28 protein-coding genes and 1 other RNA gene are annotated in these 23,984 nt (G+C 51.4%); 23 read left to right on the forward strand and 6 right to left on the reverse strand.

Features of this window, described 5'->3' with window-relative positions; all coding sequences use genetic code 11:
- The first annotated feature begins 113 nt into the window (after nt 1-113).
- The 9 genes from L1X57_RS12775 to hisD all read left to right on the forward strand — a co-directional run bounded on the left by L1X57_RS12775 (nt 114) and on the right by hisD (nt 6,905).
- A complete protein-coding gene (locus L1X57_RS12775) occupies nt 114-935 on the forward strand; it encodes an ABC transporter ATP-binding protein (RefSeq protein WP_009721980.1) in 822 nt (273 codons plus the stop codon).
- Complete coding sequence (gene mlaE / locus L1X57_RS12780) at nt 936-1,736, forward strand: lipid asymmetry maintenance ABC transporter permease subunit MlaE (RefSeq protein WP_009721981.1); 801 nt, start codon at nt 936-938, stop codon at nt 1,734-1,736. It abuts the gene before it with no gap.
- A 16-nt stretch (nt 1,737-1,752) separates the two neighbouring features.
- The gene (gene mlaD / locus L1X57_RS12785) at nt 1,753-2,217 is read left to right on the forward strand and encodes an outer membrane lipid asymmetry maintenance protein MlaD (RefSeq protein ID WP_009721982.1); all 465 of its coding nucleotides are present in this window, start codon (nt 1,753-1,755) and stop codon (nt 2,215-2,217) included.
- Nucleotides 2,218-2,255: 38 nt separating this feature from the next.
- Nucleotides 2,256-2,915: an MlaC/ttg2D family ABC transporter substrate-binding protein gene (locus L1X57_RS12790; RefSeq protein WP_009721983.1), complete on the forward strand. Its 660-nt coding sequence runs from the start codon at nt 2,256-2,258 to the stop codon at nt 2,913-2,915.
- On the forward strand, nt 2,912-3,244 hold the full coding sequence (locus L1X57_RS12795) for an STAS domain-containing protein (protein WP_009721984.1): 333 nt from the start codon (nt 2,912-2,914) through the stop codon (nt 3,242-3,244). The genes L1X57_RS12790 and L1X57_RS12795 overlap by 4 nt, the downstream gene beginning before the upstream one ends.
- A 124-nt stretch (nt 3,245-3,368) precedes the next feature.
- Nucleotides 3,369-3,620 carry a BolA family protein gene (locus L1X57_RS12800; protein ID WP_009721985.1) on the forward strand — a complete coding sequence of 84 codons (252 nt, stop codon included), beginning with the start codon at nt 3,369-3,371 and terminating at the stop codon, nt 3,618-3,620.
- Nucleotides 3,621-3,630: 10 nt separating this feature from the next.
- The gene (gene murA, locus L1X57_RS12805; protein ID WP_009721986.1) at nt 3,631-4,893 is read left to right on the forward strand and encodes a UDP-N-acetylglucosamine 1-carboxyvinyltransferase; all 1,263 of its coding nucleotides are present in this window, start codon (nt 3,631-3,633) and stop codon (nt 4,891-4,893) included.
- Between the two features lie 28 nt (nt 4,894-4,921).
- Nucleotides 4,922-5,575, forward strand: a complete 654-nt coding sequence (hisG, locus tag L1X57_RS12810; protein WP_009721987.1) for an ATP phosphoribosyltransferase — start codon at nt 4,922-4,924, stop codon at nt 5,573-5,575.
- Between the two features lie 13 nt (nt 5,576-5,588).
- Nucleotides 5,589-6,905, forward strand: a complete 1,317-nt coding sequence (hisD, locus tag L1X57_RS12815; protein ID WP_009721988.1) for a histidinol dehydrogenase — start codon at nt 5,589-5,591, stop codon at nt 6,903-6,905.
- Between the two features lie 67 nt (nt 6,906-6,972).
- On the opposite strand, the gene L1X57_RS12820 is transcribed toward hisD, so the two are convergent.
- Nucleotides 6,973-8,217 carry a Do family serine endopeptidase gene (locus L1X57_RS12820; RefSeq protein WP_009721989.1) on the reverse strand — a complete coding sequence of 415 codons (1,245 nt, stop codon included), beginning with the start codon at nt 8,215-8,217 and terminating at the stop codon, nt 6,973-6,975.
- A gap of 138 nt (nt 8,218-8,355) precedes the next feature.
- Here L1X57_RS12820 and L1X57_RS12825 point away from each other — a divergent pair, with 138 nt between their 5' ends.
- Nucleotides 8,356-9,117, forward strand: coding sequence for a Nif3-like dinuclear metal center hexameric protein (locus L1X57_RS12825; protein WP_009721990.1), 762 nt, complete (start codon nt 8,356-8,358; stop codon nt 9,115-9,117).
- A 72-nt stretch (nt 9,118-9,189) separates the two neighbouring features.
- Here L1X57_RS12825 and L1X57_RS12830 read toward each other — a convergent pair whose 3' ends face one another.
- Nucleotides 9,190-9,639, reverse strand: coding sequence for a ZapG family protein (locus L1X57_RS12830; protein ID WP_009721991.1), 450 nt, complete (start codon nt 9,637-9,639; stop codon nt 9,190-9,192).
- 232 nt (nt 9,640-9,871) lie between these two features.
- Between L1X57_RS12830 and zapE the strand changes: the two genes are divergently transcribed.
- The 8 genes from zapE to L1X57_RS12870 all read left to right on the forward strand — a co-directional run bounded on the left by zapE (nt 9,872) and on the right by L1X57_RS12870 (nt 16,285).
- Nucleotides 9,872-11,053 (forward strand): cell division protein ZapE, encoded by a 1,182-nt coding sequence (gene zapE / locus L1X57_RS12835; protein WP_009721992.1) that lies wholly within the window; start codon nt 9,872-9,874, stop codon nt 11,051-11,053.
- A gap of 235 nt (nt 11,054-11,288) precedes the next feature.
- The gene (rplM, locus tag L1X57_RS12840) at nt 11,289-11,717 is read left to right on the forward strand and encodes a 50S ribosomal protein L13 (RefSeq protein ID WP_009721993.1); all 429 of its coding nucleotides are present in this window, start codon (nt 11,289-11,291) and stop codon (nt 11,715-11,717) included.
- 13 nt (nt 11,718-11,730) lie between these two features.
- Nucleotides 11,731-12,120 (forward strand): 30S ribosomal protein S9, encoded by a 390-nt coding sequence (gene rpsI / locus L1X57_RS12845; RefSeq protein WP_009721994.1) that lies wholly within the window; start codon nt 11,731-11,733, stop codon nt 12,118-12,120.
- A 210-nt stretch (nt 12,121-12,330) separates the two neighbouring features.
- Complete coding sequence (gene petA, locus L1X57_RS12850; RefSeq protein WP_009721995.1) at nt 12,331-12,930, forward strand: ubiquinol-cytochrome c reductase iron-sulfur subunit; 600 nt, start codon at nt 12,331-12,333, stop codon at nt 12,928-12,930.
- On the forward strand, nt 12,930-14,189 hold the full coding sequence (locus tag L1X57_RS12855) for a cytochrome b (protein WP_009721996.1): 1,260 nt from the start codon (nt 12,930-12,932) through the stop codon (nt 14,187-14,189). The genes petA and L1X57_RS12855 overlap by 1 nt, the downstream gene beginning before the upstream one ends.
- A complete protein-coding gene (locus tag L1X57_RS12860) occupies nt 14,189-14,956 on the forward strand; it encodes a cytochrome c1 (RefSeq protein ID WP_009721997.1) in 768 nt (255 codons plus the stop codon). Before L1X57_RS12855 ends, L1X57_RS12860 begins: the two co-directional genes overlap by 1 nt.
- Before the next feature lie 150 nt (nt 14,957-15,106).
- Entirely contained in the window at nt 15,107-15,733 is a 627-nt protein-coding gene (gene sspA, locus L1X57_RS12865) for a stringent starvation protein SspA (RefSeq protein WP_009721998.1), read from the forward strand.
- A gap of 63 nt (nt 15,734-15,796) precedes the next feature.
- The gene (locus tag L1X57_RS12870; RefSeq protein WP_009721999.1) at nt 15,797-16,285 is read left to right on the forward strand and encodes a ClpXP protease specificity-enhancing factor; all 489 of its coding nucleotides are present in this window, start codon (nt 15,797-15,799) and stop codon (nt 16,283-16,285) included.
- 97 nt (nt 16,286-16,382) lie between these two features.
- On the opposite strand, the gene L1X57_RS12875 is transcribed toward L1X57_RS12870, so the two are convergent.
- From L1X57_RS12875 to L1X57_RS12890, 4 genes are all read right to left on the reverse strand, one after another.
- Complete coding sequence (locus L1X57_RS12875) at nt 16,383-16,955, reverse strand: BON domain-containing protein (protein ID WP_009722000.1); 573 nt, start codon at nt 16,953-16,955, stop codon at nt 16,383-16,385.
- 106 nt (nt 16,956-17,061) lie between these two features.
- Nucleotides 17,062-17,655 carry a phosphoheptose isomerase gene (locus tag L1X57_RS12880; RefSeq protein WP_009722001.1) on the reverse strand — a complete coding sequence of 198 codons (594 nt, stop codon included), beginning with the start codon at nt 17,653-17,655 and terminating at the stop codon, nt 17,062-17,064.
- 22 nt (nt 17,656-17,677) lie between these two features.
- Nucleotides 17,678-18,067 carry a YraN family protein gene (locus tag L1X57_RS12885; RefSeq protein WP_009722002.1) on the reverse strand — a complete coding sequence of 130 codons (390 nt, stop codon included), beginning with the start codon at nt 18,065-18,067 and terminating at the stop codon, nt 17,678-17,680.
- On the reverse strand, nt 18,057-19,562 hold the full coding sequence (locus L1X57_RS12890; protein WP_009722003.1) for a penicillin-binding protein activator: 1,506 nt from the start codon (nt 19,560-19,562) through the stop codon (nt 18,057-18,059). Before L1X57_RS12890 ends, L1X57_RS12885 begins: the two co-directional genes overlap by 11 nt.
- 113 nt (nt 19,563-19,675) lie before the next feature.
- Between L1X57_RS12890 and rsmI the strand changes: the two genes are divergently transcribed.
- The 5 genes from rsmI to L1X57_RS12915 all read left to right on the forward strand — a co-directional run bounded on the left by rsmI (nt 19,676) and on the right by L1X57_RS12915 (nt 23,976).
- Nucleotides 19,676-20,533 carry a 16S rRNA (cytidine(1402)-2'-O)-methyltransferase gene (gene rsmI, locus L1X57_RS12895; protein ID WP_009722004.1) on the forward strand — a complete coding sequence of 286 codons (858 nt, stop codon included), beginning with the start codon at nt 19,676-19,678 and terminating at the stop codon, nt 20,531-20,533.
- A gap of 32 nt (nt 20,534-20,565) precedes the next feature.
- Nucleotides 20,566-20,926: RNase P RNA component class A (gene rnpB / locus L1X57_RS12900), an RNA gene on the forward strand.
- A 52-nt stretch (nt 20,927-20,978) separates the two neighbouring features.
- Nucleotides 20,979-21,935, forward strand: coding sequence for a 16S rRNA (cytosine(1402)-N(4))-methyltransferase RsmH (rsmH, locus tag L1X57_RS12905; RefSeq protein WP_009722005.1), 957 nt, complete (start codon nt 20,979-20,981; stop codon nt 21,933-21,935).
- A gap of 2 nt (nt 21,936-21,937) precedes the next feature.
- Nucleotides 21,938-22,273 (forward strand): cell division protein FtsL, encoded by a 336-nt coding sequence (ftsL, locus tag L1X57_RS12910; protein WP_009722006.1) that lies wholly within the window; start codon nt 21,938-21,940, stop codon nt 22,271-22,273.
- A complete protein-coding gene (locus tag L1X57_RS12915; RefSeq protein ID WP_039868471.1) occupies nt 22,270-23,976 on the forward strand; it encodes a peptidoglycan D,D-transpeptidase FtsI family protein in 1,707 nt (568 codons plus the stop codon). Before ftsL ends, L1X57_RS12915 begins: the two co-directional genes overlap by 4 nt.
- Nucleotides 23,977-23,984 lie beyond the last annotated feature (8 nt).

The following is a 23,984-nucleotide window of genomic DNA, read 5'->3' on the forward strand; positions in this document are numbered from 1 at the left end:
ACACTGTTTTTTAAACTGTCTGTTTTTAAGCTATCTGTTTTTTAACTAACTCGTGCGTAGCCAGCATATAGTAATGCGGTTGCGGCAAGACGACCATCAAGGCCAGCCAGCCCATGACAGATGTTCCCTTCATCGAAATTGAAGATTTGTACTTCTCGCGGGGTGATCATGATATTTTTCGCGGAATCAATATGACGATTTCGCGTGGCCAGGTGACGGCTATCATGGGGCCAAGCGGTACCGGCAAGACAACCCTTTTAAAACTAATCGGTGGACAATTAACACCTGATCGGGGACGAGTGCTAATCGACGGGCAAGATGTACATCGCCTGTCTCGTAAAGCGCTGTTTACACTGCGTAAACGCATGGGTATGTTGTTTCAGAGCGGTGCGTTGTTTTCAGATCTCGATGTTTTTGAAAACGTGGCGTTTCCGCTTCGGGTGCATACTGACTTGCCGGATCCTATGATACGCGATCTTGTGCTTCTTAAGTTGCAGGCAGTGGGTTTGCGAGGGGCAAGGCATTTATCGCCCGCCGAGCTTTCAGGGGGCATGGCAAGGCGTGTGGCATTGGCACGGGCGGTAGCACTTGACCCAGAGTTGATCCTCTATGATGAGCCTTTTGTTGGGCAAGACCCCATTTCAATGGGGGTGCTTGTACAGCTAATTAAACGGCTTAATCAGGCACTGTCACTTACGTCAGTGATCGTTTCACACGATATCAAGGAAACCCTTAGTATTGCGGATTATCTATACCTCATTGCCGATGGGCAAGTGGTAGCTTCTGGTACGCCACGTACTTTAGACACGAACCAAGATCCCCGGGTGAGCCAGTTCATTCATGGAGAGCCAGACGGGCCGGTGCCGTTTCACTATCCCGCTGAGACACTTTACTGCGATATTCTGGGCCAAGCCTCTTCAGGGAAGGTGCGTTAAATGCAATCAAACATTAAACATGCTATCTCGCATGTTGCTAGGCTGGGCCGAAAAGGCTGTGATGCCTTAGAGTCATTGGGGCGTGCAGGTGTCTTTCTAGCTCAGTCAGCGGTAGGGGTGCCTTCAAGGGAAGGGTGGTCGTTGTGGCTGCGCCAAGTGCATTTCGTTGGTGTTCTGTCTCTGGCTATTGTGCTGGTGTCAGGGCTGTTCATTGGCATGGTGCTTGCGCTGCAGGGGTATACCATCCTGGTTGATTTTGGTGCAGAGCAGGCGCTAGGCCAGATGGTAGCTCTTTCACTTCTTCGAGAGCTGGCGCCGGTTGTCGCTGCGCTGTTGTTTGCTGGGCGCGCGGGCTCTGCGTTAACGGCAGAAATTGGTCTTATGAAGGCGACCGAGCAGCTGACAAGCATGGAAATGATTGGTGTTGACCCACTGCGCCGGGTTGTGGCCCCAAGGCTTTGGGCAGGCTTTGTTGCACTACCCATTCTTACTATTGGTTTCAGCGTGGTGGGGATTTGGGGTGGCTATTTGGTTGGTGTGGAATGGCTAGGGGTTTTTGAAGGCTCTTACTGGAGCAATATGCAGGCTAGCGTTTCGTTTGTTGATGATATTGGTAACGGGATCATCAAAAGCCTTGTATTTGCTGTGGTGGTCACCTGGATTGCAGTGTTCCAAGGGTATGACTTAGTGCCTACATCTGAAGGTATTTCACGTGCGACAACACGCACGGTGGTGTATTCATCGCTTGCTGTTTTGGGGCTGGATTTTGTGTTGACTGCCGTGATGTTTGGCGGTCTTTAATGGGTGGAGCAATAACATGAAGCGCAGTAAAACCATGGAGTTTGGCGTTGGCCTGTTTATGCTTGCGGGCATTCTAGGGCTTGTTTTTTTGGGCTTGCGCGTCAGTGGAATGACGCTTTCAGCGCCTTCTGATACGTTTCGTCTTGAGGCAAGCTTTTCCAATATCGGCAGCCTGAAGCCGCGTGCGCGCGTAACAATGGCTGGCGTTACTGTGGGTCGGGTAGAGGCCATTGAACTTGATACCGAGTGGTATGATGCGCGGGTGGTGTTGAGCCTCAACAGCGAACTTCAAGGCCAGCTTTCGCAAGATACTACTGCGGCTATTTTGACGGCTGGCCTGCTCGGAGAGCAGTACATTGGTCTAAGTGTTGGTGGTGCTCCAGAAGTGCTTGAAGAGGGTGATGTTATTCGAGATACCCAATCTGCTTTGGTGCTCGAAGAACTTATCCAGCAATTTGTATCCAATATGGTTACTAACTAAGCACCTTGGGTGCTGCCAGTTGTTAAGAGGTGACTTTAATGAAAGAAAATAGCGTAATGTTGGCCCGCCGTGTGCTTTTTTTGTTGGCGCTAGCGGTTGCCCTGCTGCCTTTTGTTGCTCAGGCTCAGTCGAAATCGCCAGAAGCGATAGTTCGTGAAAACGTCAATGAATTCATGGAGAAAATTAACGGTAGAGAAGATTACTACTCCAATAATCTTGATGAGCTTAAAGCGCTAGTCAACGACAGCCTGAATGATGTGGCGGATTTTCGTTATATTGGCGCTAGTGTGATGGGAAGTTACTTTCGCAATGCAACGCCAGAACAGCGTAGTCGGTTCGCTGACGTCTTTCGCCAAACCCTGATTGACACTTACACGCGTGGGCTGGTGACGTTTGACTATGATGAGCTGAGAGTGCTGACCGACCAGCGCGGCCAGCGCTATGAAGACCAAGCCAGCGTTGATATGGAAGTTGTTGCCAATAATGGCCAAGTTTACCCCGTTAGCTATAGCCTGCGGCTTTCGGACGGTGAGTGGAAAGTGGTCAATGTTATTGTTAATGGCATTAATTTAGGGCTGACGTTCCGCAATCAGTTTGATCAGTCAATGCGCGAAAATAACCGTGACTATGATGCGGTAATTCGTAGCTGGTCACCCGAAATTGGCGTCGACGAGCTTGAGCAAGGGGGCAGCGCGTGACGACGTTGCTATCTACGCCCCATGTTTCGCTGATTGCGCAGTCTTGCACGTTGGCGGTTCAGGGGGATCTCAATGTCAATGCAGCGGCCGAAGTGGCCGCTGTAGGCGTTAAATGGCTTGAGAGTGCTCAGTTAACAGGTGTTGTTCTTGATTTTTCAGAAGTTTCAAAGGCAAGTAGCGCGGCAATTAGCGTGCTTTTTGAATGGCTGCGTGCTTGTCACTCGCTGGGAGTTGTCGTCACGTCGATTGCGTTGTCTACTCCGCTTGAGCGTTTAACATCGCTTGCCGAGCTTGATGCGCTAATAGGTTCGCCCAACGCTGAGGCGTGAGTGGATCGTCCAGCATCGCCAAGCGTGCCGCTTTTCTTTATCATGTTCCCCTGTTCCTCACTTATTCAACGTCCCCAGCTATCTCAATTACCTAATTCAATGACCCAAAGGAGTTTCCTGTCTTATGCAACCCAACGAGGTAAAAGCACTGCTTGAGTCCCGCATCGATGGATGTGATTTTCATATCCAGGGTGAAGGCTGCAATTTTCAGGTGATCGCGGTTGGCGAAGCTTTTGAAGGTCTTTCTCCTGTAAAGCGTCAGCAACTGGTCTATGCGGCGCTAAATGACGAAATTGCATCCGGCGCTCTCCACGCCATTAGTATCAAAACGTTTACTCCGGCGCAGTGGCAAACTGCACCGGAAAACGCTCAGTAGCGGCCACTTTATGGATAAATTAATCATTACTGGCAATGGGTCGGTAGACGGCGAAGTGTGGGTGAGTGGCGCGAAGAATGCGGCGTTGCCAATTTTGTGCGCAAGCCTTTTGGCCGATGGCCCTGTGATCATTGGTAATTTGCCTCACTTGCAAGACATCACCACTACGCTGGAGTTGCTAGGGCGAATGGGTGTTGAGCCCGTGATGGGCGAGAAGCTCAGTATTCAGCTTGATGGCTCGCAGGTAACGCAGTGTCATGCTCCCTACGAGCTAGTTAAAAAGATGCGCGCCTCCATTCTGGTGTTAGGCCCGTTGTTAGCGCATTTCGGTAAGGCGGATGTTTCTCTGCCAGGGGGGTGCGCAATTGGTTCTCGCCCTGTTGATTTGCATATTCGTGGTCTTGAGGCGATGGGCGCTGAGATCCGCGTTGAAGCGGGTTACATTCGTGCCCGAGTCGATGGGCGCTTGAAAGGGGCGACCATCTTCTTTGATACAGTCACGGTGACGGGCACTGAGAATCTGTTGATGGCGGCCACGCTCGCAGAGGGCACTACGATTCTTGAAAATGCTGCGCGCGAGCCGGAAATCGTCGATCTCGCCGAGTGTTTGATCAAGATGGGGGCTAATATTCGTGGGCACGGTACTGACACTATCGTGATCGAGGGCGTTGCGACGCTGCACGGCTGCGAGCACGATGTCATGCCTGATCGCATCGAAACGGGCACTTTTCTGGTAGCCGCTGCCATGACGGGTGGCCGCGTGAAAGTTAAGCGCACCCGTGCCGATATTTTAGAAGCGGTGCTTGCGAAGCTTGAGGAAGCCGGTGCTGAGATTACCAGTGGCGATGATTGGATCGCGTTGGATATGCACGGCAAGCGTCCAAAAGCGGTTAATATTCGCACCGCGCCCTATCCTGCATTTCCTACCGATATGCAGGCACAGTTTGTGGCGATGAATGCTGTCGCCGTGGGGCATTCAAGAGTGGTGGAGACCATCTTTGAAAATCGCTTTATGCACGTACAAGAGCTAAACCGGATGGGGGCGAATATAGCCCTTGAAGGTAATACGGCACTGATTGAAGGCGTAGAAAAGCTTTCAGGTGCGCCGGTAATGGCTACCGACCTTCGTGCATCAGCGTCATTGGTGATCGCGGCAATGATGGCCGAAGGCGAAACGCTTGTAGATCGTATTTATCATATCGATCGTGGTTATGAGTGCATTGAGGAAAAATTACAGCTGCTGGGTGCGCGCATTCGCCGTATTCCCGGCTGAGCCATGTTATTAACCATTGGCCTAAACAATGAGTAAGCAACTGATTTTAGCCCTTTCAAAAGGGCGTATTTTAGAAGAAACGCTGCCACTGTTGGCAGATGCGGGGATTACCCCAGCTGAAGATTTGGGTAAAAGTCGTAAGCTGTTGTTTGACACCAATTTGCCAGATGTAAAGTTGGTTATTATCCGTGCAACCGATGTGCCGACCTACGTGCAGCTGGGTGCTGCAGATGTGGGAATTGCGGGTAAGGATGTTCTTCTTGAACATGGCGCTGAGGGTCTATATGAGCCTTTGGACTTGGATATTGCTCGTTGCAAGCTAATGACAGCGGGTGTGACAGGTCAGCCGCCTGCCAAAGCACGCCGCCGTGTGGCCACCAAGTTTGTTAACGTGGCGAGGCGTTACTACGCAGAGCAGGGCATTCAAGCCGAGGTGATCAAGCTATACGGGGCGATGGAGCTCGCGCCTCTGATGAACTTGGCCGATGAAATTGTCGATATCGTGGATACTGGTAATACGCTACGCGCCAATGGCATGGAACCTCGTGAGCTAATTGCTCATATCAGCACCCGTCTAGTGGTTAATAAAGCGGCCATGACCATGAAGCATGACCGTATTAAACCATTGTTAGCCCGCCTGGAAAGTGCGGTTAAAAAGCGCCAGACTCAGCCTATTGAATGACGCGAGGTTTACCATGAGCGATAAGTCCACAGCCACCATTGCCCGTCTCTCGACTGTTGATGGGGCATTTCATCAGCATTTAGATACGCTGCTGGATTGGGAAGGGGTGTCTGATAAGGCAGTGCAGGCTCGTGTTGAAGAGATATTGGCAGATGTAAAGCAGCGAGGTGACAGTGCTGTGGTCGAGGCGACAAATCGTTTTGACCGCCTGTCAGTCGAAGGTATGGAGCAGCTACGCCTATCTCCTGAGCAACTGAAAAAGGCCTTTGACAGTCTGTCTGCTGAGCAGCGTAATGCGCTGTCCGCCGCCGCTGAGCGCATTAAGCGTTATCATGAGCGTCAGAAGCCAAACTCGTGGCAATACGAAGAGGCTGATGGAACGGTGCTTGGTCAAAAGGTAACGCCCTTGGATCGTGCGGGTATTTATGTACCAGGTGGAAAAGCGGCTTATCCCTCATCGGTACTGATGAATGCAATCCCTGCCCATGTGGCTGGCGTGCGCGAGATAGTGATGGTTGTGCCGACCCCGGATGGTGTGCTGAACGACCTTGTGCTGGCGGCCGCGCATCTGGCGGGCGTCGATTATGTGTTCACGATTGGTGGGGCTCAGGCGGTTGCGGCGCTTGCCTATGGTACTGAAAGCGTTCCGCGGGTAGATAAAATTGTAGGGCCTGGAAATATCTACGTGGCGACTGCAAAGCGTGCGGTGTTTGGTCAGGTCGGTATTGATATGATTGCAGGCCCTTCTGAAATCATGGTGGTATCCGACGGTCAAACAGACCCGGATTGGCTGGCGATGGATCTGTTTTCCCAGGCTGAGCACGATGAGGATGCCCAGGCGATTTTGGTTAGCTGGAACGCTGCCCATCTGGATGCTGTAGAGGCTTCTATTGAGCGGTTACTGCCGACACTTGAGCGGGAAGAAATTGCCCGTGCTTCGCTGCAGCGCCGCGGAGCATTAATTCTATGCCAAGATCAAGCTGAAGCTATTGAATTGATCAACCGCATTGCGCCCGAACACCTTGAGCTTTCTGTCGAGGCACCAAACGATTGGCTTGATCAAATACGCCACGCTGGGGCTATCTTTATGGGGCGGCATACTTCTGAAGCTCTGGGCGACTATTGTGCGGGGCCGAATCATGTGCTGCCCACGTCTGGAACGGCCCGATTCTCATCGCCACTGGGAGTTTATGATTTCCAGAAGCGCTCATCCATTATTCACTGTTCGCCTGATGGTGCGTCTGAGCTTGGTAAAATAGCGTCTGTACTTGCCCGGGGCGAATCACTGACGGCCCATGCGCGCTCAGCTGAGTATCGTATTAACGATTGAGCAGTGTTTGAAAAAGCGCCGTCTGAAAAAACCTGTCTGAACAAGCGTAGATATGCATCAGAGCGACTTACGAGTCGCTCTGATGCTCTCCTAAAGTAGCATTCGTTGGCACCGGCCGTTCTCCTACCTCAAGTGTCATGTCCATGCGCTCACCGCCTCTTACAATCGTCAGCGGTAGTTCTGTGCCTGGTGGAATGGACGCGATAGCACTCATTGTGGCCCGAGCATCTAAGATCACCTGACCATCAATGGACAGTAGGACATCGCCGGGCTGTAGCCCTGCTTTAGCGGCAGGCCCATCTTTGACGACGCCAGCGACGATCACGCCCTGAGGTGTTCTTAACCCAAACGATGCGGCCAGCTCACGGGAAAGTGCTTGTGCCTCTATGCCTAGCCAGCCGCGTATAACGCGACCGCGGGTAACAAGCTCATTCAAAATGCTGTGGGCAAGGTTGGCTGGAATAGCGAAGCCAATTCCTTGTGATCCCCCTGATCGAGAGAAAATAGCCGTATTAATGCCCACTAAAGCACCATCAGGATTGATTAATGCACCCCCGGAATTGCCTGGGTTGATCGCTGCATCAGTCTGAATGAAGTCTTCGTAAGCATTTAAGCCTAAGTGACTGCGCCCCGTCGCGCTGATAATGCCCATGGTAACTGTTTGCCCAACACCGAAAGGGTTGCCGATAGCGAGTGCTACATCACCCACGGCTACCTGTTCTGAGTCAGCAAGCTCAATCGCTGGCAAATCATCAAGGGTAATACGTAAAACGGCGAGGTCGCTTTCTGGGTCGGTGCCAATGACCTCTGCAAGTGTTTCTCGGCCATCGCGAAGTGCTACCTGTATCTGGTCAGCGCCATTAATAACATGGTGATTGGTCAGCACGTAACCATCATGGCTGACGATAACGCCAGAGCCCAAGCTCGACAGCATGCGCTGGTGAGTGGTGGCATCGTCACCGCTGAAGAACTGTTGGAAAAAAGGATCGGACATTAATGGATGTTGATCGCGTTCAACAATGCGTGACGAATAGATATTGACGACCGCTGGCGCCGCTTGATTAACAGCGTTGGAGTAGCTTGCAGGCCCTTGATTGCGGTTGAGTGGTTCTGCTTGTCGGATTTCAGGGGCGGGTCGATTTGCTGCTGGCTCGCCGCTGGTAGCTACTAGCGAGGAGGGGGGTTCGACGGTTGCTGGTGGCGTTTGCCGAAATGGATTAGGCAAATACTCTGGGAAGGCAAGTAGCACCAAGGCGGCGAGCAATAGCCCGGTAATGATCGGCCATATATAGGGCAGCACAAAGCGGTGCATGCGAAATTTCCTCAGCGGATGATAGTCTAAATGGTCGCGAGGTTCGCGATAACGCGAAGCGAGATTTACAATAGTTCCATCGTAACACTTTATTGAGATGTTCCTCACGATAGCCTGTTAATCGGTTAAGGAGTCAGTGTGATCAATCGCGACCAACTAGTCGCTGCTTGCGACCATCAATTGCGGTCATCGCAATTTAAAGATTTTACCGTTAACGGCCTTCAGGTGGAGGGGCGTGACAACGTAACGCGGGTGATGTCAGGCGTGACGGCATGTCAGGCATTACTGGAGGAAGCGGTCGCTTGGCGAGCGGACATGGTGTTAGTGCATCATGGTTATTTCTGGAAAAATGAACCGGTAACCATTACCGGAATGAAGAAAAAGCGAATTAAAACACTGCTTGATAACGAAATGAGCTTACTTGCCTACCACTTACCATTAGATGCGCATGCAGAGTTTGGCAATAATGCCGAGCTGGCAAAACGTCTGGGTTGGAAGGTAGAGGGATGCATTGATGGTGAGCTTGGTGAAGGTTTGTTGTGGTCCGGTCGATTGTCTGAGCCGCTAAGCGTAGGTGAGCTGGGGGCCCAATTAGCCGCCGTACTTCAGCGAGCACCTTTAGTGGTCGAGTCGCCTTTAGTTGGCCCTGTAGAAAGGGTCGCCTGGTGTACTGGAGGCGCCCAGGATATGATCACGGCGGCTTATGACGCAGGGGCGCAAGTTTTCGTGTCTGGGGAAATATCAGAGCGCACTACGCATTTGGCTAGAGAGATGGGCATTCATTACATTGCTGCGGGCCATCACGCTACCGAGCGCTTTGGTGTTCAGGCGCTTGGCGAGTGGTTAGCAAGTGAGTATGGCGTAGAGCATCGATTTGTAGATATTGATAATCCAGCCTAGTGCTGCTGGCTTTGAAAGCATCCGCATCGGTTTGCTATGCGGATGCTTTAGAGGCATTAGCCTCGTTATTTATTAATAACGAGGTGGTTGCTGAGGTCTAGCCACATCATGCTCTTTTAAACTGTCCTTTAAGCCAAAGTCTTCAGATAGCGTGCCGCTTTTGCCATCAGCATAATCACGCGGGGTGTTAACATCGCTTTCACCCTCAGTGCTAGGCGCGGGCTCATTCGCGGTAGAGGGTTTGGTTGTTTCCAGCTTCCATTCTGCAGCTTCGCGCTCTATTTGCTGCTCTAGCTGATCAGCTTCATGGCGAATATTAATTAAGTGCTGCTGAATGCCAGAGAGGTGGCTTCCCATGCCTTTCTTTAGCTCGGCTATTTGATGCTCACGCTCAAGCAATGCCTGTTTTAATGTGGCGTGGTCACGTTGGCCTTTGCTAAACAGGCGATAACACGCTAAGCCGATAGCAAATCCAATAACGAGACCAATAATCGCAAAAGTGAATGGCGAGCTTGCTTCCACAGTATTCTCCCTAGAGGTGATGCACGCCACCAAGCGCATGGCGGGGTTTGACAAATAGTTTAACAAACAGCTTAACAAAGCTTGACCATTATAGGCGCGTATCCGTTGGTTGGGTCAATCCACTCATGCGCTCAGTCATTATGCAGCGTATAATATCTCTTTTTTATTTGAGCAGGCTGTGTCCTTACCACGTCACAGTTTCGTTCACGATGTGCGCTGCGGGAGCGAGTTGATGTCATCATTATCTGCACGTCAAGACAGTGAGCAGGCGAGCCGACTAACGCCTTTTGCGCGGTATCAAGAAGACTTAAAGCGTGACGACTTCCAGTATGATCCTGCTCAAGAGCAGGCGGTTAAGCATCTTCAGCGCCTTTATGATGAGTTGTTAGCCACGCCTGCTAGCGCTCCTAAAGCCGTTGTTGCTAGCAAAGGGTTAAAAGCAAAGGTTGCCGGGCTGCTTGGTAAAAAGGCTAGTACAGATGAGCCAGCGCTGCCCGACGTAAAAGGGCTCTATTTTTGGGGGGGCGTGGGGCGCGGCAAAACGTATCTAGTTGATACCTTCTACGAGGCTCTACCGTTCCCTGAAAAGATGCGCACCCACTTTCATCGCTTTATGCAGCGCGTCCACAATGAGTTGACGCACTACAAGGGTGAAAAGAATCCTCTGACGCTGATTGCTGGCAAGTTCGCAGCCGAAACGCGTGTTATCTGCTTTGATGAGTTTTTTGTCAAAGATATTACCGATGCGATGATCTTGGCCAATTTGCTTGAGGCGCTGTTTGAGCGCGGAGTGGTATTGGTTGCTACATCGAATATAGTGCCTAACGACCTTTATAAAGATGGGTTGCAGCGCGCGCGGTTTGTTCCCGCCATTGAGCTAGTGAATCGTCACTGCGAGGTCGTTAACGTCGATTCTGGTATTGACTACCGTTTGCGTGCCCTGGAGCGAGCCGAAATTTTTCATGCGCCGCTTGATGAAGCGGCGGAGCGGGAGCTAAGCAGAAGCTTTAGAGAAATAGCGGGACATGAGGGCGAGGAGGGTGCGCCCTTAGAGATTAATCATCGTGTTTTAAAGACGCGCCGTCTCCATGAAGATGTGGCGTGGTTTGAGTTTGTTGAGCTATGTGATGGGCCGCGTAGCCAGAATGACTACATCGAGCTTGCTAGAGAATTCCATACGGTTTTGGTATCTAACGTTATCCAGATGAATGCAAAGACAGACGACCAGGCTCGCCGTTTTATTAATATGGTTGATGAGTTTTATGATCGTGGGGTTAAGTTGTTGATGTCGGCAGAGGTGCCGGTTGAGGCGCTGTACAGCGATGGGAAGCTGACATTTGAATTTCAGCGGACGTTGTCGCGTCTGCAGGAGATGCAGTCTAAAGATTATTTGGCGTTACCCCATAAGCCATAACGACGGATGTTAGTGGCTGAGTTCCGGGCGTGGCACTAATAAATGCAGTGCAAGTAAAAACGATGCCAATAAAAAACAGTGGCGGCACTTAACTTACTTCTGCGCTTGCTGTAGAATGCCGCCTCGCTGCATGTTGCTGGTTTTTTTTCTGGCAACCAAAAAAAATAGGGATGGTGCTTCATCGCTTATCTAGCGGTGTGAGCTACCCAATACACTTAATCTGGTGATTTTATCCATGAAGACGTTCAGTGCTAAGCCGCAGTCCGTCCAGCGCGACTGGTATGTAGTCGACGCTACGGACAAAACGCTCGGTCGTCTGGCAACCGAGATTGCTCGCCGCCTGCGTGGCAAGCATAAGCCCGAATTTACTCCTCACGTTGATACTGGCGACTACATCGTTGTTATCAATGCTGAAAAAGTCCACGTAACCGGAAACAAGGCGAAGGCTAAAACCTATTATCGCCACACTGGTTACCCGGGCGGTCTGCGCTCTATGACATTCGACAAAATGCTTGATCATGCCCCTGAGCGCATTATTGAGTCTGCCGTTAAAGGCATGTTGCCGAAAGGTCCTTTGGGTCGCGCTATGTACTCCAAGTTAAAAGTGTACGCCGGTGCCGAGCATCCGCATGCTGCCCAACAGCCGCTTGAACTGAACATCTGAGGAAATCTTCGCCATGACACAGCAGTATTACGGTACCGGGCGCCGCAAGACTTCCACCGCTCGCGTGTTTATGAAGCCGGGCTCTGGCAAAATTACTGTCAACAACCAAGACCTAGACCTGTATTTCGGTCGTGTTACCGGTCGTATGGTTGTTCGTCAACCGCTTGAGTTGACTGAAACGCTGAATCAGTTTGACGTGTTTGTCACTGTTGCTGGCGGCGGTGGCTCCTCTCAAGCAGGTGCCATTCGTCACGGTATCACTCGCGCCCTGATGAACTACAATGAAGATCTGCGCCCAACGTTGCGCGCCGCCGGTTATGTAACCCGCGATGCCCGTCAGGTTGAGCGTAAGAAAGTCGGTCTGCGTAAAGCACGTCGTCGTCCGCAGTTCTCTAAGCGTTAATTTCACGCTATGCGGCAAAAAAGCGCCCAGGTCAAAGACCTGGGCGCTTTTTATTGGAATATCAAAAAATTATAACGCTTATACCACCATGGTCACGGGCGGTTGTTCTTGTGCAGAGCGCTTTGTTTTTTTAACATAGAGCGTATTTGATATTCGTCGTCGCAAGACGCCTTTGCGGCGGAACGGGTAAGCTGATGGGAGAAACCAGAAATGGCAGATAACGGCGTAAACAAAGGTCGGCGCCGTTTCCTCGTAGGCGCCACCTCCGTTGTGGGGGCGGTGGGCGCGGTCGGGGTTGCGGTTCCCTTTGTGGCTTCTTGGCAGCCTAGTGCCAGGGCAAGAGCGGCAGGTGCTCCTGTTCAAGCTGATATATCGAAGCTAGAACCTGGGCAGCGTATGACCGTTGAGTGGCGCGGTCGGCCGATTTGGATTATTAATCGTACGTCCGAAATGATCGAGCGAACTGAAGCGTTGGGTGCTGACACCTTAGCGGATCCTGATTCGGAAGTGCCGCAGCAGCCAGCCTATATCCAAGGTGGTTTGCGCTCTATCAAGCCAGAAATAGGCGTGCTGATTGGTATCTGTACACATTTGGGTTGTTCGCCGCTGTTTCGGCCTGAGCCCAATGCCGAAGGCGTAGGGGTGGACAACTGGCCGGGTGGTTTCTTCTGCCCATGTCATGGCTCCCGCTTTGACTTAGCCGGTCGCGTGTTCAGTAACGTACCTGCGCCGACCAATCTTGAGGTTCCACCCTACCGCTTTGAAAATGATGACATCATTGTCGTCGGCGAAGATGAGGAGACTGCCTAATGGGTAATCCGAATAAAGCCAAGGCGGAAAAAGGCATCATGCGGTGGGTAGATGATCGCTTCCCTGCTACTCAAATGTGGCAAGAGCATCTTTCCAAATACTACGCGCCGAAAAACTTCAACTTTTGGTATTTCTTTGGCTCGTTAGCGCTTCTGGCGTTGGTTAACCAAATCCTGACCGGGGTTTGGCTTACCATGAGCTTTAACCCCTCTGCTGAAGGTGCATTCGATTCTGTCGAATACATAATGCGTGATGTGGAGTGGGGGTGGTTGATTCGCTATATGCACACCACGGGCGCCTCTGCCTTCTTTCTTGTCGTCTATCTGCATATGTTTCGTGGCCTTTTGTATGGTTCCTACAAGGCGCCTCGCGAGCTAGTGTGGGTTTTTGGTATGACTATTTACCTGGTGCTAATGGCGGAAGCCTTTATGGGCTACCTGTTGCCATGGGGCCAGATGTCTTACTGGGGCGCCCAGGTTATTATTTCGCTGTTTTCAGCGATTCCTGGTATTGGTCCTGACTTGGCACAGTGGGTTCGTGGTGACTTCCTGATTTCAGGTATTACCCTAAACCGTTTCTTTGCGCTGCATGTGGTTGCTCTGCCAATCGTCATTTTAGCGCTTGTTGTGCTGCACATCATTGCGCTACACGAAGTGGGTTCTAACAACCCAGATGGCATTGATATCAAGCAGAAGAAAGATGAGGCCGGTGTGCCGCTGGACGGAATTCCTTTCCATCCTTACTACACGGTAAAAGACTTGGTGGGTATTGCGGTCTTCCTGTTTGTTTTCTGTGTGGTGGTGTTCTACTTCCCAGAGGGCGGCGGCTACTTTATTGAAAGGCCAAACTTTGACCCAGCAAACCCGCTGCAGACGCCTGATCATATTGCGCCCGTTTGGTATATGACGCCTTTCTACGCCATTCTCCGCGCGATCACTTTCTCGGTGTTTGGCTTAGACGCTAAGTTCCTCGGCGTTATATTCATGGGGGCCGCGATCGCGATCTTGTTTGTTCTACCCTGGCTGGATCGTAGTCCGGTGCGCTCTATGCGTTATAAAGGCTGGATGTCGAAAGTTATGCTGCTGCTATTTGCGATCAGCTTCGTTATTCTCGGTGTTTTAGGTGTGTTGCCATCAACCGAGGGGCGAACCATTCTGGCACAAGTATGCACCGTCATTTATTTCGCCTTCTTCGTCTTGATGCCGTTCTACACCAAGCTGGAGAAGACTAAACCCGTTCCGGAAAGGGTGACTGGCTAATGAAAAAGTATCTATTTGGACTCCTTTTCGCGTTAGTGCCAGTAACGGCGATGGCAGCACCAGCTGCAAGCGTCCCTCATTCGATGGATCCTGATCTGCACGATCAAGCCTCGCTGCAAAATGGCATGAAGCTCTATGTTAACTACTGCATGGGCTGTCACTCGCTCCAGTATCAGCGCTTTGCTCGTGCGGCTGATGATTTGGGGATGCCTCAGGATTTGGTTGAAGAGAACCTGATTTTCTCCTCTGATCTGGCGTTTAATGATCAGATGCACATTGCGATGGACAGTGGTAATGCTGAATCCTGGTTTGGCGCGCCGCCGCCCGACCTATCGCTAAAAACGCGTGTGCGTGGAACAGATTGGATCTACTCTTATCTGCTTGGCTTCTACAGGGATCCGAGTCGCCCCACAGGTGTTAACAACACCGTGTTCGACTTAGTTGCGATGCCTAACGTGTTGGAGCCTCTGCAGGGTGTTCAAGAGCTGGTGTGCTCGGAAACGGATCAGCCGGTGGCGGGTCAGTCGCCAGATCCTTTGTCGGGTAAGTATCAGTCTTGTGATGTGCTGCAAGTGACCCAGCCCGGTGAGCTCGAACCTGCTGAGTTTGAGGAAGCGATGTATGACCTTACTAACTTCTTAGCTTATGTAGGTGAGCCCTCCAAGCTTCAGGCCCAGGCATTGGCGCCTAAAGTGCTGATCTTCATTTTCATTTTTGGTGTGATTGCTTACCTGCTCAAGCGTGAGTACTGGCGAGACATTCACTAGCCATTAAGTGATGACAGGCATGTCGGGCGCACGGCGGAAGCCGTGCGCCTTTTGTTTATCTAGCCAGTCGTAATGCAAAGCGGGTTACCTTCCCATAAGCTAGCGCTGGCGTGTTATTATCAAAGATTGTTTTGATGCGAGGATGCTTTCATGGGTGTTGTGGCCAAGCGGTCGTCGATGATCTTTTACTCTGGTAATGATGATCATTTTAGTCATCGTGTGCGCATTGTTCTGGCTGAAAAGGGGGTGGCAGTTGATATCGTAGATGTCAGCGATGAGCGTCCACCTGAAGAGTTAGCAGACCTCAACCCGTACAACAGCGTGCCTACGCTGCTGGATCGTGATCTAGTGCTTTATGAATCTAAGGTCATGATGGAATATTTGGATGAGCGTTTCCCACATCCGCCTCTGTTGCCCGTTTATCCGGTAGCGCGGGCGCAAAGCCGTTTGTGGATGCATCGTATTGAGCGCGAGTGGTGCCCGATGCTGGAGCAAATACGTACCGGTGGTAAAAAAGAAGCGGAAAAGGCACGCAAAGAGCTGCGCGAAAGCCTCATCGGGATTTCGCCTATCTTTGAAGACATGCCTTACTTTATGAGTGAAGAGTTTACACTTGTAGACTGCTGCCTAGCGCCGATTTTGTGGCGTTTGCCTGAGCTAAATATTGAGTTGCCTGAAAAACAGGTGAAGCCTCTACTGAGCTATATGTCGCGGGTGTTCGAACGTGAAGCGTTTAAGGCATCTTTAAACGAGCGTGAAAAAGAGATGCGCGCTTGAATTCATACTGCCTCTTTTCCTTAATCAGGCAAGGAGGCATATTTGTCAGGAGGAGGGAGTCTTATGAAATCGAGCCGTCCCTATCTCGCCCGAGCTCTCTATGAGTGGTTGTTAGATAATGAGTTAACGCCTTATGTGGTGGTTGATGCTACCCAGCCTGGCGTGGAAGTGCCACGTCAGTTTGTTCAAAATGGGCAAATTGTGTTGAATGTAGCGCCGACCGCTGTGCGTGACCTGTTCATGGAAAATCAGGCCATGGGTTTTAACGCTCGCTTTGGCGGCCAGCCTATGCAAGTAATGATTCCAACACCGGCGCTTATTGCGATATACGCTCGTGAAAATGGTGCTGGTATGGTATTTGGGCATGAGCCAGAGCTGGATGCGGCAGAGTTTGATGATGCAGAACTAGACGATAATTTTTCAGACTCTTTTGATGAATCGTCTAAGCCCGAATTAACGGTGACAGAGCCAGTCCCGGAAAAAGAGGGCGACGTGTCTGATCAGTCGTCTAAAAAGGCTAAGAAAAAGCCGACTCTGCGCGTAGTTAAGTAGAGTGGTTTTTTAACAATCTTACAGAAAGCAGTTGGTGAATAAAAACCTCGTCTCGGCACAATGCCGACGACGAGGTTTTTTTATAGTTCTGCGTTAATCAATCAATATAGTCAAAGACTTTAACGATTCGCTGAATGCCGCCAACCGATGATACTGCGTTAGCAATCCGGTCGCCTTCATCTCTTGTCACCATGCCCATCAAATACACATTCGCGTTTTCTGTGGTGATTTTCAGTTTTGATGAATCGATGCGGTCATTGGTGGCGAGGTGGCTCATAACATTGGTGGTTAGCCAAGTGTCGTTTAGGCGCTGGCTAGCGGGTAAATTCGCAGCAATACTGAGCTCGTTGTGTACTTGGTTAACGCCTCGTAGGGAGCCTGCGACTTCACCTGCTTTAGTGCGCAGTTCTTCGCTGGGTACTTGTCCTACTAAAAGTAATGAGCCGTTATAGCTGTGTGCCCTTATGCGTGAATCTCTCAATCGGGCGTCTGAGCGCTCCAGTGCTCGTGAGGCTTCGCGCTCAATAGTTGTGTCAATGGCTTCAACATCACTGCTGCGCTGACCATAATTGGAAGGGTTAGATGCCGCGTTATTAGCACATCCGGCGAGTAAAATAACGCTAAGTGCCGCAACGGCAATTAGTTTGTGTGAAGAATAACGCAGGGCCATAGCGATGACTCCTTTCAAAATGTTAAGTAAGCAGGTATTAATCTACCTGTTTGATTGTATCTGTTCAGTTTAATCTTCTCGGTTTAATTTGTTTAGTGCTGTCTATTTAGTTGGCGCCGCCAAATAGTTGCTCGTCAATTAAATCACATAAGCAGTGAATGACGAGTAGGTGAACTTCTTGAATGCGTGCAGTTGATGTCGCTGGAACACGAATCTCACAGTCATCCTGCCCGAGTAGTGATGCCATGTTGCCGCCATCTCTGCCGGTTAGGGCGACTACCGTCATGTCGCGGTCATGGGCTGCCTGGATGGCTTGAACGATGTTGGCTGAGTTGCCGCTGGTGGAGATGGCTAATAAGACGTCTCCAGGCTGGCCTAGCGCCCTAATCTGCTTGGAAAATACTTCATTATAGCTGTAGTCGTTAGCGATCGAAGTAAGCGTTGAGGTATCAGTTGTCAGCGCTAGTGCGGGTAGGCTGGGGCGCTCACGTTCAAAGCGATTTAGCAGCTCTGAAGAAAAGTGCTGGCTGTCACCTGCGCTGCCACCATTGCCGCAGGCGAGAACCTTGCCTTCATTAACTAAGCACTGCACCATCATTTGGCTGGCGACTTCGATAAAAGGCGGCAGCACTTCGCTGGCATACGTCTTCGTGTCTATGCTGGCGTTAAAGTGATTAAGTATGCGTGATTGAAAGTCCATTAGGGCTTCCTAGTTAAAAGTATCAGTAAGCATCAAAGGCCGCTTTTTCCCATTGGAATTCAAGCGTGGGGGGCGTGCCCGTGATTGCTAGAATATCAAAGCGACACGGACTTGAAACAGCATGTCGCGCGATATAGAGCTTAGCCGCTCGTATCAGGCGATGTCGCTTCTGAGCAGTGACGGTCTCTAAAGGGTGACCGTAGCGGGTAGTGGTGCGATGTTTGACCTCGATAAAGACCAGGGTGTCCTGGTCTTGCATCACAAGATCTAGCTCGCCGCCTTTGACATGATGATTGCTAGCGATAAGCGTTAAACCATGTTGCTGCAGCCATTGAGCGGCTAATTGCTCAATGGCTGCTCCCCGTGTTCGTGCTGTTTGCGGTGTATTGGACTTTTGATGATTATTGGTCATCGTTCAGCAGGCCGGGAATCAAAATGGGCGAAGGCACGCCATTTTGGAATTTAGCCCACGGTAATTCTCGATAAACCCTGCCATCACCTGAAAGGCGAAGTGTTCCAGTGCTTCCATTCAGGCCATCAAGGGCGGACAGATCTGATAGGCGAATGCCAAGTTCGTAGGCATCCACGCCCATTGCCATCAGGCGAAACATAGAGGCGTCAGATTCATTGCGGAGCTCTGCATACGTAGAGTAAAAGGGCAGTGCCTCTTCACCACCTACCGCTGCGTCAGGAATTTGCCAAGGAATATCGATGAACATCACGTCATTTAGATCTTGATCTAAGCGTGCTTGTAGACGCCCTTCATGAAGGTGAGAGGTAGCATAAATAGGAAGGTTGGGGGCGTAATAGTAGTCCATGGTGGGCGGTACTTGGCGTGCGTACTCGGGGAGTGCCAGCAGGAATAAGGCATCAATGTTGTTAAGGCGGGCGCGCTCGCCGCTGACATTGAGAGCCGTTTTTACTGCATTAGCCACGGCGCTGCTAGGATCATAGCGTACGGCGTTTGTGATCTCACCACCTTGGCCTTGCCATTCGTTCCAGAAAGCTTCGCCTACGCGTCGTCCCCAGGCGTTGTCGGGCACCATGATAGACATTTGACGATGGCCGTCCTGAAAGGCTCGGCGAGCTGCTTGGCGAGCTTCATCTTCAGCAGATAAACCATACTGGAGGAGTTGGGGCGCTTGATTGCTTGCACTGTTGCCATAGTTTAGAGCCAGTGTGGGTAGCGGTACATTATTTCGCTGCTCTAGTTGGGTGACTTGCTCTTTATCAATCGGGCCAATCAAAAGCTGAGCATTCATTTGCTCTGCACGTTGATAAATCTCGTCTAGTGAATATTGAGACGCATCGATGAAGCTCAGCTGTACATTATCTCCACGTAAGCCGTGATGGCTGCGCATGGCGGAAGTAATGGCATTAGCCACGCTACTTAATGGACCAGACTCTGGTAATGCCACTGCAATGCGGCGTATGTCGACACCCTCTAGTTCAGGTATAGATACTTTTGCTGGCTCTGCTTGATCCAAGGCTTGGCGTGCCCACTGCTGGCGTTCCGCAAGGGTTTTTTGTTGGTTTGCTTGCATGGGAAGTTCGTCATCAAGCACTTGGGTTGCGCGCAAGACGGCGCGGGGGTTTTCGAGGCCTCGGGCAAGTTCTGAGAAAAGCATTGCCCAGCGCACCCGATCCGATTCTGAGAGCATGTTTTCATCAACCGCATCGGCTGCGTCAAAAGCGTTGTCGCGTTGCCCTTGTCTAGCGAGGATATTTGCCGCTTCCAGTCGAGTCTTGGCTGCTTGCTCTGGCGCTTGCTGCTCTGCTTGACTGAGCAGTCGACTGGCATCCTGGTCAGGGACGCGGTCAACCACGCTTGGGGGTTGCATAGCGCACCCTGTGATTAGAAGCGCCATGAAGGCAGTGGCTAATAATCCACGTATTGACTGTTTCATGTATCCTTCCTTAGTTTCCATTTGCGCTGCCGCCGCTCAACGAGCAGATAAATTTACCATTGCACAAGCATAGCGCACCGTCAGTGCAGGCTATTAACAAATCGGGAGTCACGATGACACACCAACATCCGGGTATATTGTACGTGGTTGCCACGCCAATTGGGAATTTGGAAGACTTATCGCCACGCGCTGCTCGGGTATTAGCAGAAGTATCACGTATTGCTGCTGAGGATACACGTCACAGCGGCCGCTTGTTAGCGCATTTAGGCGTTAATACGCCGATGCTTTCATTACATGAACATAATGAAGCGCGGCGAGTCGATACGCTAGATAGTTACTTAATGGCGGGGGAAAATATTGCCCTTATCAGTGATGCTGGGACGCCGCTTATATGCGACCCAGGTTTCTTATTGGTCAGAGAGTTACGGTTGCGGGGCAGGCAGGTCGTCCCGCTTCCAGGGCCTTGTGCACTGGTCAGCGCGCTTTCAGCAGCTGGGTTGCCGACTGATAGGTTTACATTCGGGGGGTTTTTACCATCCAAGCCAAGTGCGCGACGGCAAGCGCTTGAAAAATGGCAGACCCGTGAGGAAACCTTGGTGTTCTATGAGTCGCCACACCGGATTGTGCATACTCTGGAAGCTTTGTGCGAGCAAATGCCGGATAGAGCAGTTGTGTTGGCAAGGGAGCTAACCAAGACATACGAAACCTTTCTGCAAGGTTTTCCCCAGGCATTACTTGAACAATTGTTACAAGATCCTAACCAGAGCCGAGGGGAGTTTGTAGTGATGATTGCAGGTGCGCCGCCAGTTGTGCGCGGTGACGAGCAATCGATTGTCGCTGATGAGCTGCTTAAAGCAATGCTGGTAGAGGGAGTTGGCGTTAAGCAGGGGGCCGCTGTCGCTGCAAAAATGCTAGGTGGCCGAAAGCAAGAATGGTACGCAAGATTGCAAGCATTGAAAGGTGAGCATTGAGGCGGCGGCGGGGCGCTGGTATGCTTGCCGCCGGAGTTGGCCAGACAGTCGCCGCTAACACACTTGTAAAAGTGTGTTGGGGGAGGAAAGTCCGGGCTCCATAGGGCAGAGTGCCAGGTAACGCCTGGGCGGCGTAAGTCGACGGAAAGTGCAGCAGAGAGTAGACCGCCTAAGCCTTTCGAGGCCGGTAAGGGTGAAAGGGTGCGGTAAGAGCGCACCGCGCGCCTGGCAACAGTGCGTGGCATGGTAAACCCCACTCGGAGCAAGACCAAATAGGGACCCAATGGCGTGGCCCGCGCTGGGTCCGGGTAGGTTGCTTGAGCGCTGTGGTGACGCAGCGCCTAGAGGAATGACTGTCCACGACAGAACCCGGCTTATCGGCCGACTCCCCATTTCCATAAAAGGTGCGCCGTTCGCATCTTTCTTAACATTGTGTGAGATTAACATGCCTTCTCCTGACGCTGACCAGGTTACTTCCCATTTTCGCCACACCAGCGTTTTACTAGAAGGGGCGGTAGATACACTTGTTCATAATCCCAGCGGTATTTATTTAGATGGCACGTTTGGGCGAGGTGGGCATTCCCGCGTTATTCTTTCGCGCTTGAGTGAGCAGGGTCGTTTAATGGCTATGGACCGTGACCCCCAAGCAATCGCAGCCGCTGAAGATATCGATGATCCTCGCTTCGACATTACGCAGCGGGAGTTCGCGCGGTTAGCCGAATATGCGCAAGAGCAGGGGGTTTACGGAAAGCTATCAGGCGTATTGTTAGATATCGGCGTTTCTTCTCCGCAATTAGATGATCCAGAGCGTGGCTTCAGTTTTATGCGCAATGGGCCTCTTGATATGCGTATGGATCCAACGCAAGGAGAGAGTGCTGCCGCGTTTTTAGCCCGTGCTAGCGAAAGTGATATTGCCAATGTGTTTAAAACCTATGGTGAAGAGCGTTACGCAAAGCGATTAGCGCGTGCCGTTGTTACGCGACGTGTAGAGAAACCTTTTACTCATACCGTCGATTTGGCAGAAGTATTAAAAGTGGCTCATCCTGCCTGGGAAAAGGGTCGTCACCCAGCGACTAAAGCATTTCAGGGGCTGCGTATTTATTTAAATGGTGAGCTTGATCAACTGGATGCAGCGCTTGAAGGGGCGTTGGAAGCGTTGGCGCCAGGCGGACACCTAGTTGTGATTAGCTTCCACTCTCTTGAAGATCGTCGTGTAAAACGCTTTATTCGCCACCACGTGCGTGGTGACACGCACTTGCCACGGGGCGTGCCCATTCGCGATGATCAGCTAAATCGCCGTCTTGAAGCCTTGGGTAAAGGAATGCGCCCAAGTGATGAAGAGGTAGATGCTAACCCCCGGGCGCGCAGTGCCGTCATGCGAGCCGCCCGTAAACGAGTGTGATCATGAGCATGGATCGGATTGAGCGTTGGGCGTCAACGTTGCGCACCGAATGGCCTTTCAAGCTACGTTTTCGCGCGTGGCCGGTTATTCTTATGGTGCTGTTTTTAGCGTGTGTTGTTACCGGTGGTTTAGTGGTTGCCACTACACATATGACGCGGGTGCAGTATGCGCAACTACAGCAATTAGAGCAGGAAAAAAATCAGCTGCAGACAGAATGGGGGCAGCTGCTATTGGAAGAGGGAGCGTGGTCTACTCCGGCCCGTATAGAGCAAATTGCTACGGAACGGCTTGAAATGCGCATCCCCGATGTGAATGACGTCGAGGTGATTCGGCCATGAAGCGCGAAAGTCGGGGAGGGATATCCCGTCAAATGCCTATCGCGCCGCCATTAGCTGGCGGACGTTTTTTATTTATTCTTATCATTGTAATGGTAGCGTCGGCCATCTTAGTTGGCAGGATTACGCTGCTTCAGGTAATTGATCGCCCTTTTTTACAAAGTCAAGGCGATGCCCGTACGCTTCGCCATGAAGCAATACCCGCACACCGCGGTATGATCACCGATCGAAACGGTGAGCCGCTGGCCATTTCTACGCCCGTTGTGACGCTTTGGGCAAACCCCCAAGAGCTACCTGCAGATGCCATTCAGCGAGTAATGTTGGCTCAAGCCTTAGGCATGTCGTTAGACGACTTTGAGTCGCGTGTTTCTCGGTATAGCAGTCGCGAGTTTATGTATCTTCGTCGTCAAATGACACCAGAAGCGGCTCAGCGAATACTAAACCTACGTACGCCAGGTGTTTATCCTCAGCGTGAATATAAGCGTTACTACCCAGCAGGTGAAGTGGCGGCCCAGTTACTCGGTGTTACAAATGTGGATGATGTGGGTCAAGAGGGGCTGGAGCTTTCTTATCAGCCTTATCTGGCGGGCCACCCTGGTCAGCGCCGCGTCATTAAAGATCGACGAGGGCGCTTGGTGCGTGAGCTTGGTGTTATTCGTGAAGCGCAGCCTGGGGGTGAGTTAACGTTGGCAATTGATCAGCGTATTCAGTACATGGCCTATCGAGAATTGCGCGCTGCCGTATCCGAACATGAAGCGGACGGGGGCGTATTAGTGATGCTCGATGCGCGTACTGGGGAGGTGTTGGCTATGGCTAACTTGCCTTCTTACAACCCGAATAACCGAGCTGGGTTGGATCCACGAGGTTTGCGCAATCAGGCACTAGTTGATGTGTTTGAGCCCGGGTCTGTTATGAAGCCTCTGGCAATGGCTGCAATACTAGAAAGTGGCGTTGTAAATCGCGATGCTGTGGTGGATACCTCGCCTGGCTGGATGCGCTTGGATCAGTTCACTATTCGTGATTTCCGTAATTATGGTGAGTTAGATTTGGCGGGGATTCTAGAAAAATCTTCGAATGTAGGCATGTCTCGCTTAGCGCTGCAGCTAAGCGATACTGCCATTTGGGAAAAATACAATCAATTAGGGCTTGGGCAGGCACCAGGAACCGGCTTTCCTGGTGAGGCAACAGGCAGTTTGCCGGCGCCAGTGCGTTGGTCTCGAAGCGAGCGAGCGACGCTTTCCTATGGCTACGGTCTCTCTGTTTCAGCAGTTCAATTAGCCAGTGCTTACACAGCGCTTGCAAATAACGGCGATCGCTTACCTCCTTCGCTGTTAAGGCTTTCTGAACCTCCCCAAGGCATTCCCGCCATATCGCCTACGGTTGCCAATGATTTGCTGAATATTTTAGAAACGTCGGTCGCAGCTTATACAGGTGGACGGCGAGCTCGCGTTGAGGGCTATCGTGTGGGGGGGAAAACGGGCACGGTGCGTAAAATAGGGCAGCAAGGCTATACCACAGATGCTTATCGCAGTGTTTTTGCGGGGATTGCACCTATTTCTGACCCGCGTATTGTTACCGTCGTTATGATTGATCACCCTCGCGCCGGCGAGTTTTATGGCGGAGCGGTGGCTGCCCCGGTGTTCTCTAGCGTTACAGGTAATGCCCTACGTTTGCTGGACGTGCCGCCCGATCATGAGGTCGAGTAGCATTTAAG

It is taken from the genome of Halomonas sp. TD01 (assembly GCF_923868895.1).
Taxonomy (GTDB): domain Bacteria; phylum Pseudomonadota; class Gammaproteobacteria; order Pseudomonadales; family Halomonadaceae; genus Vreelandella.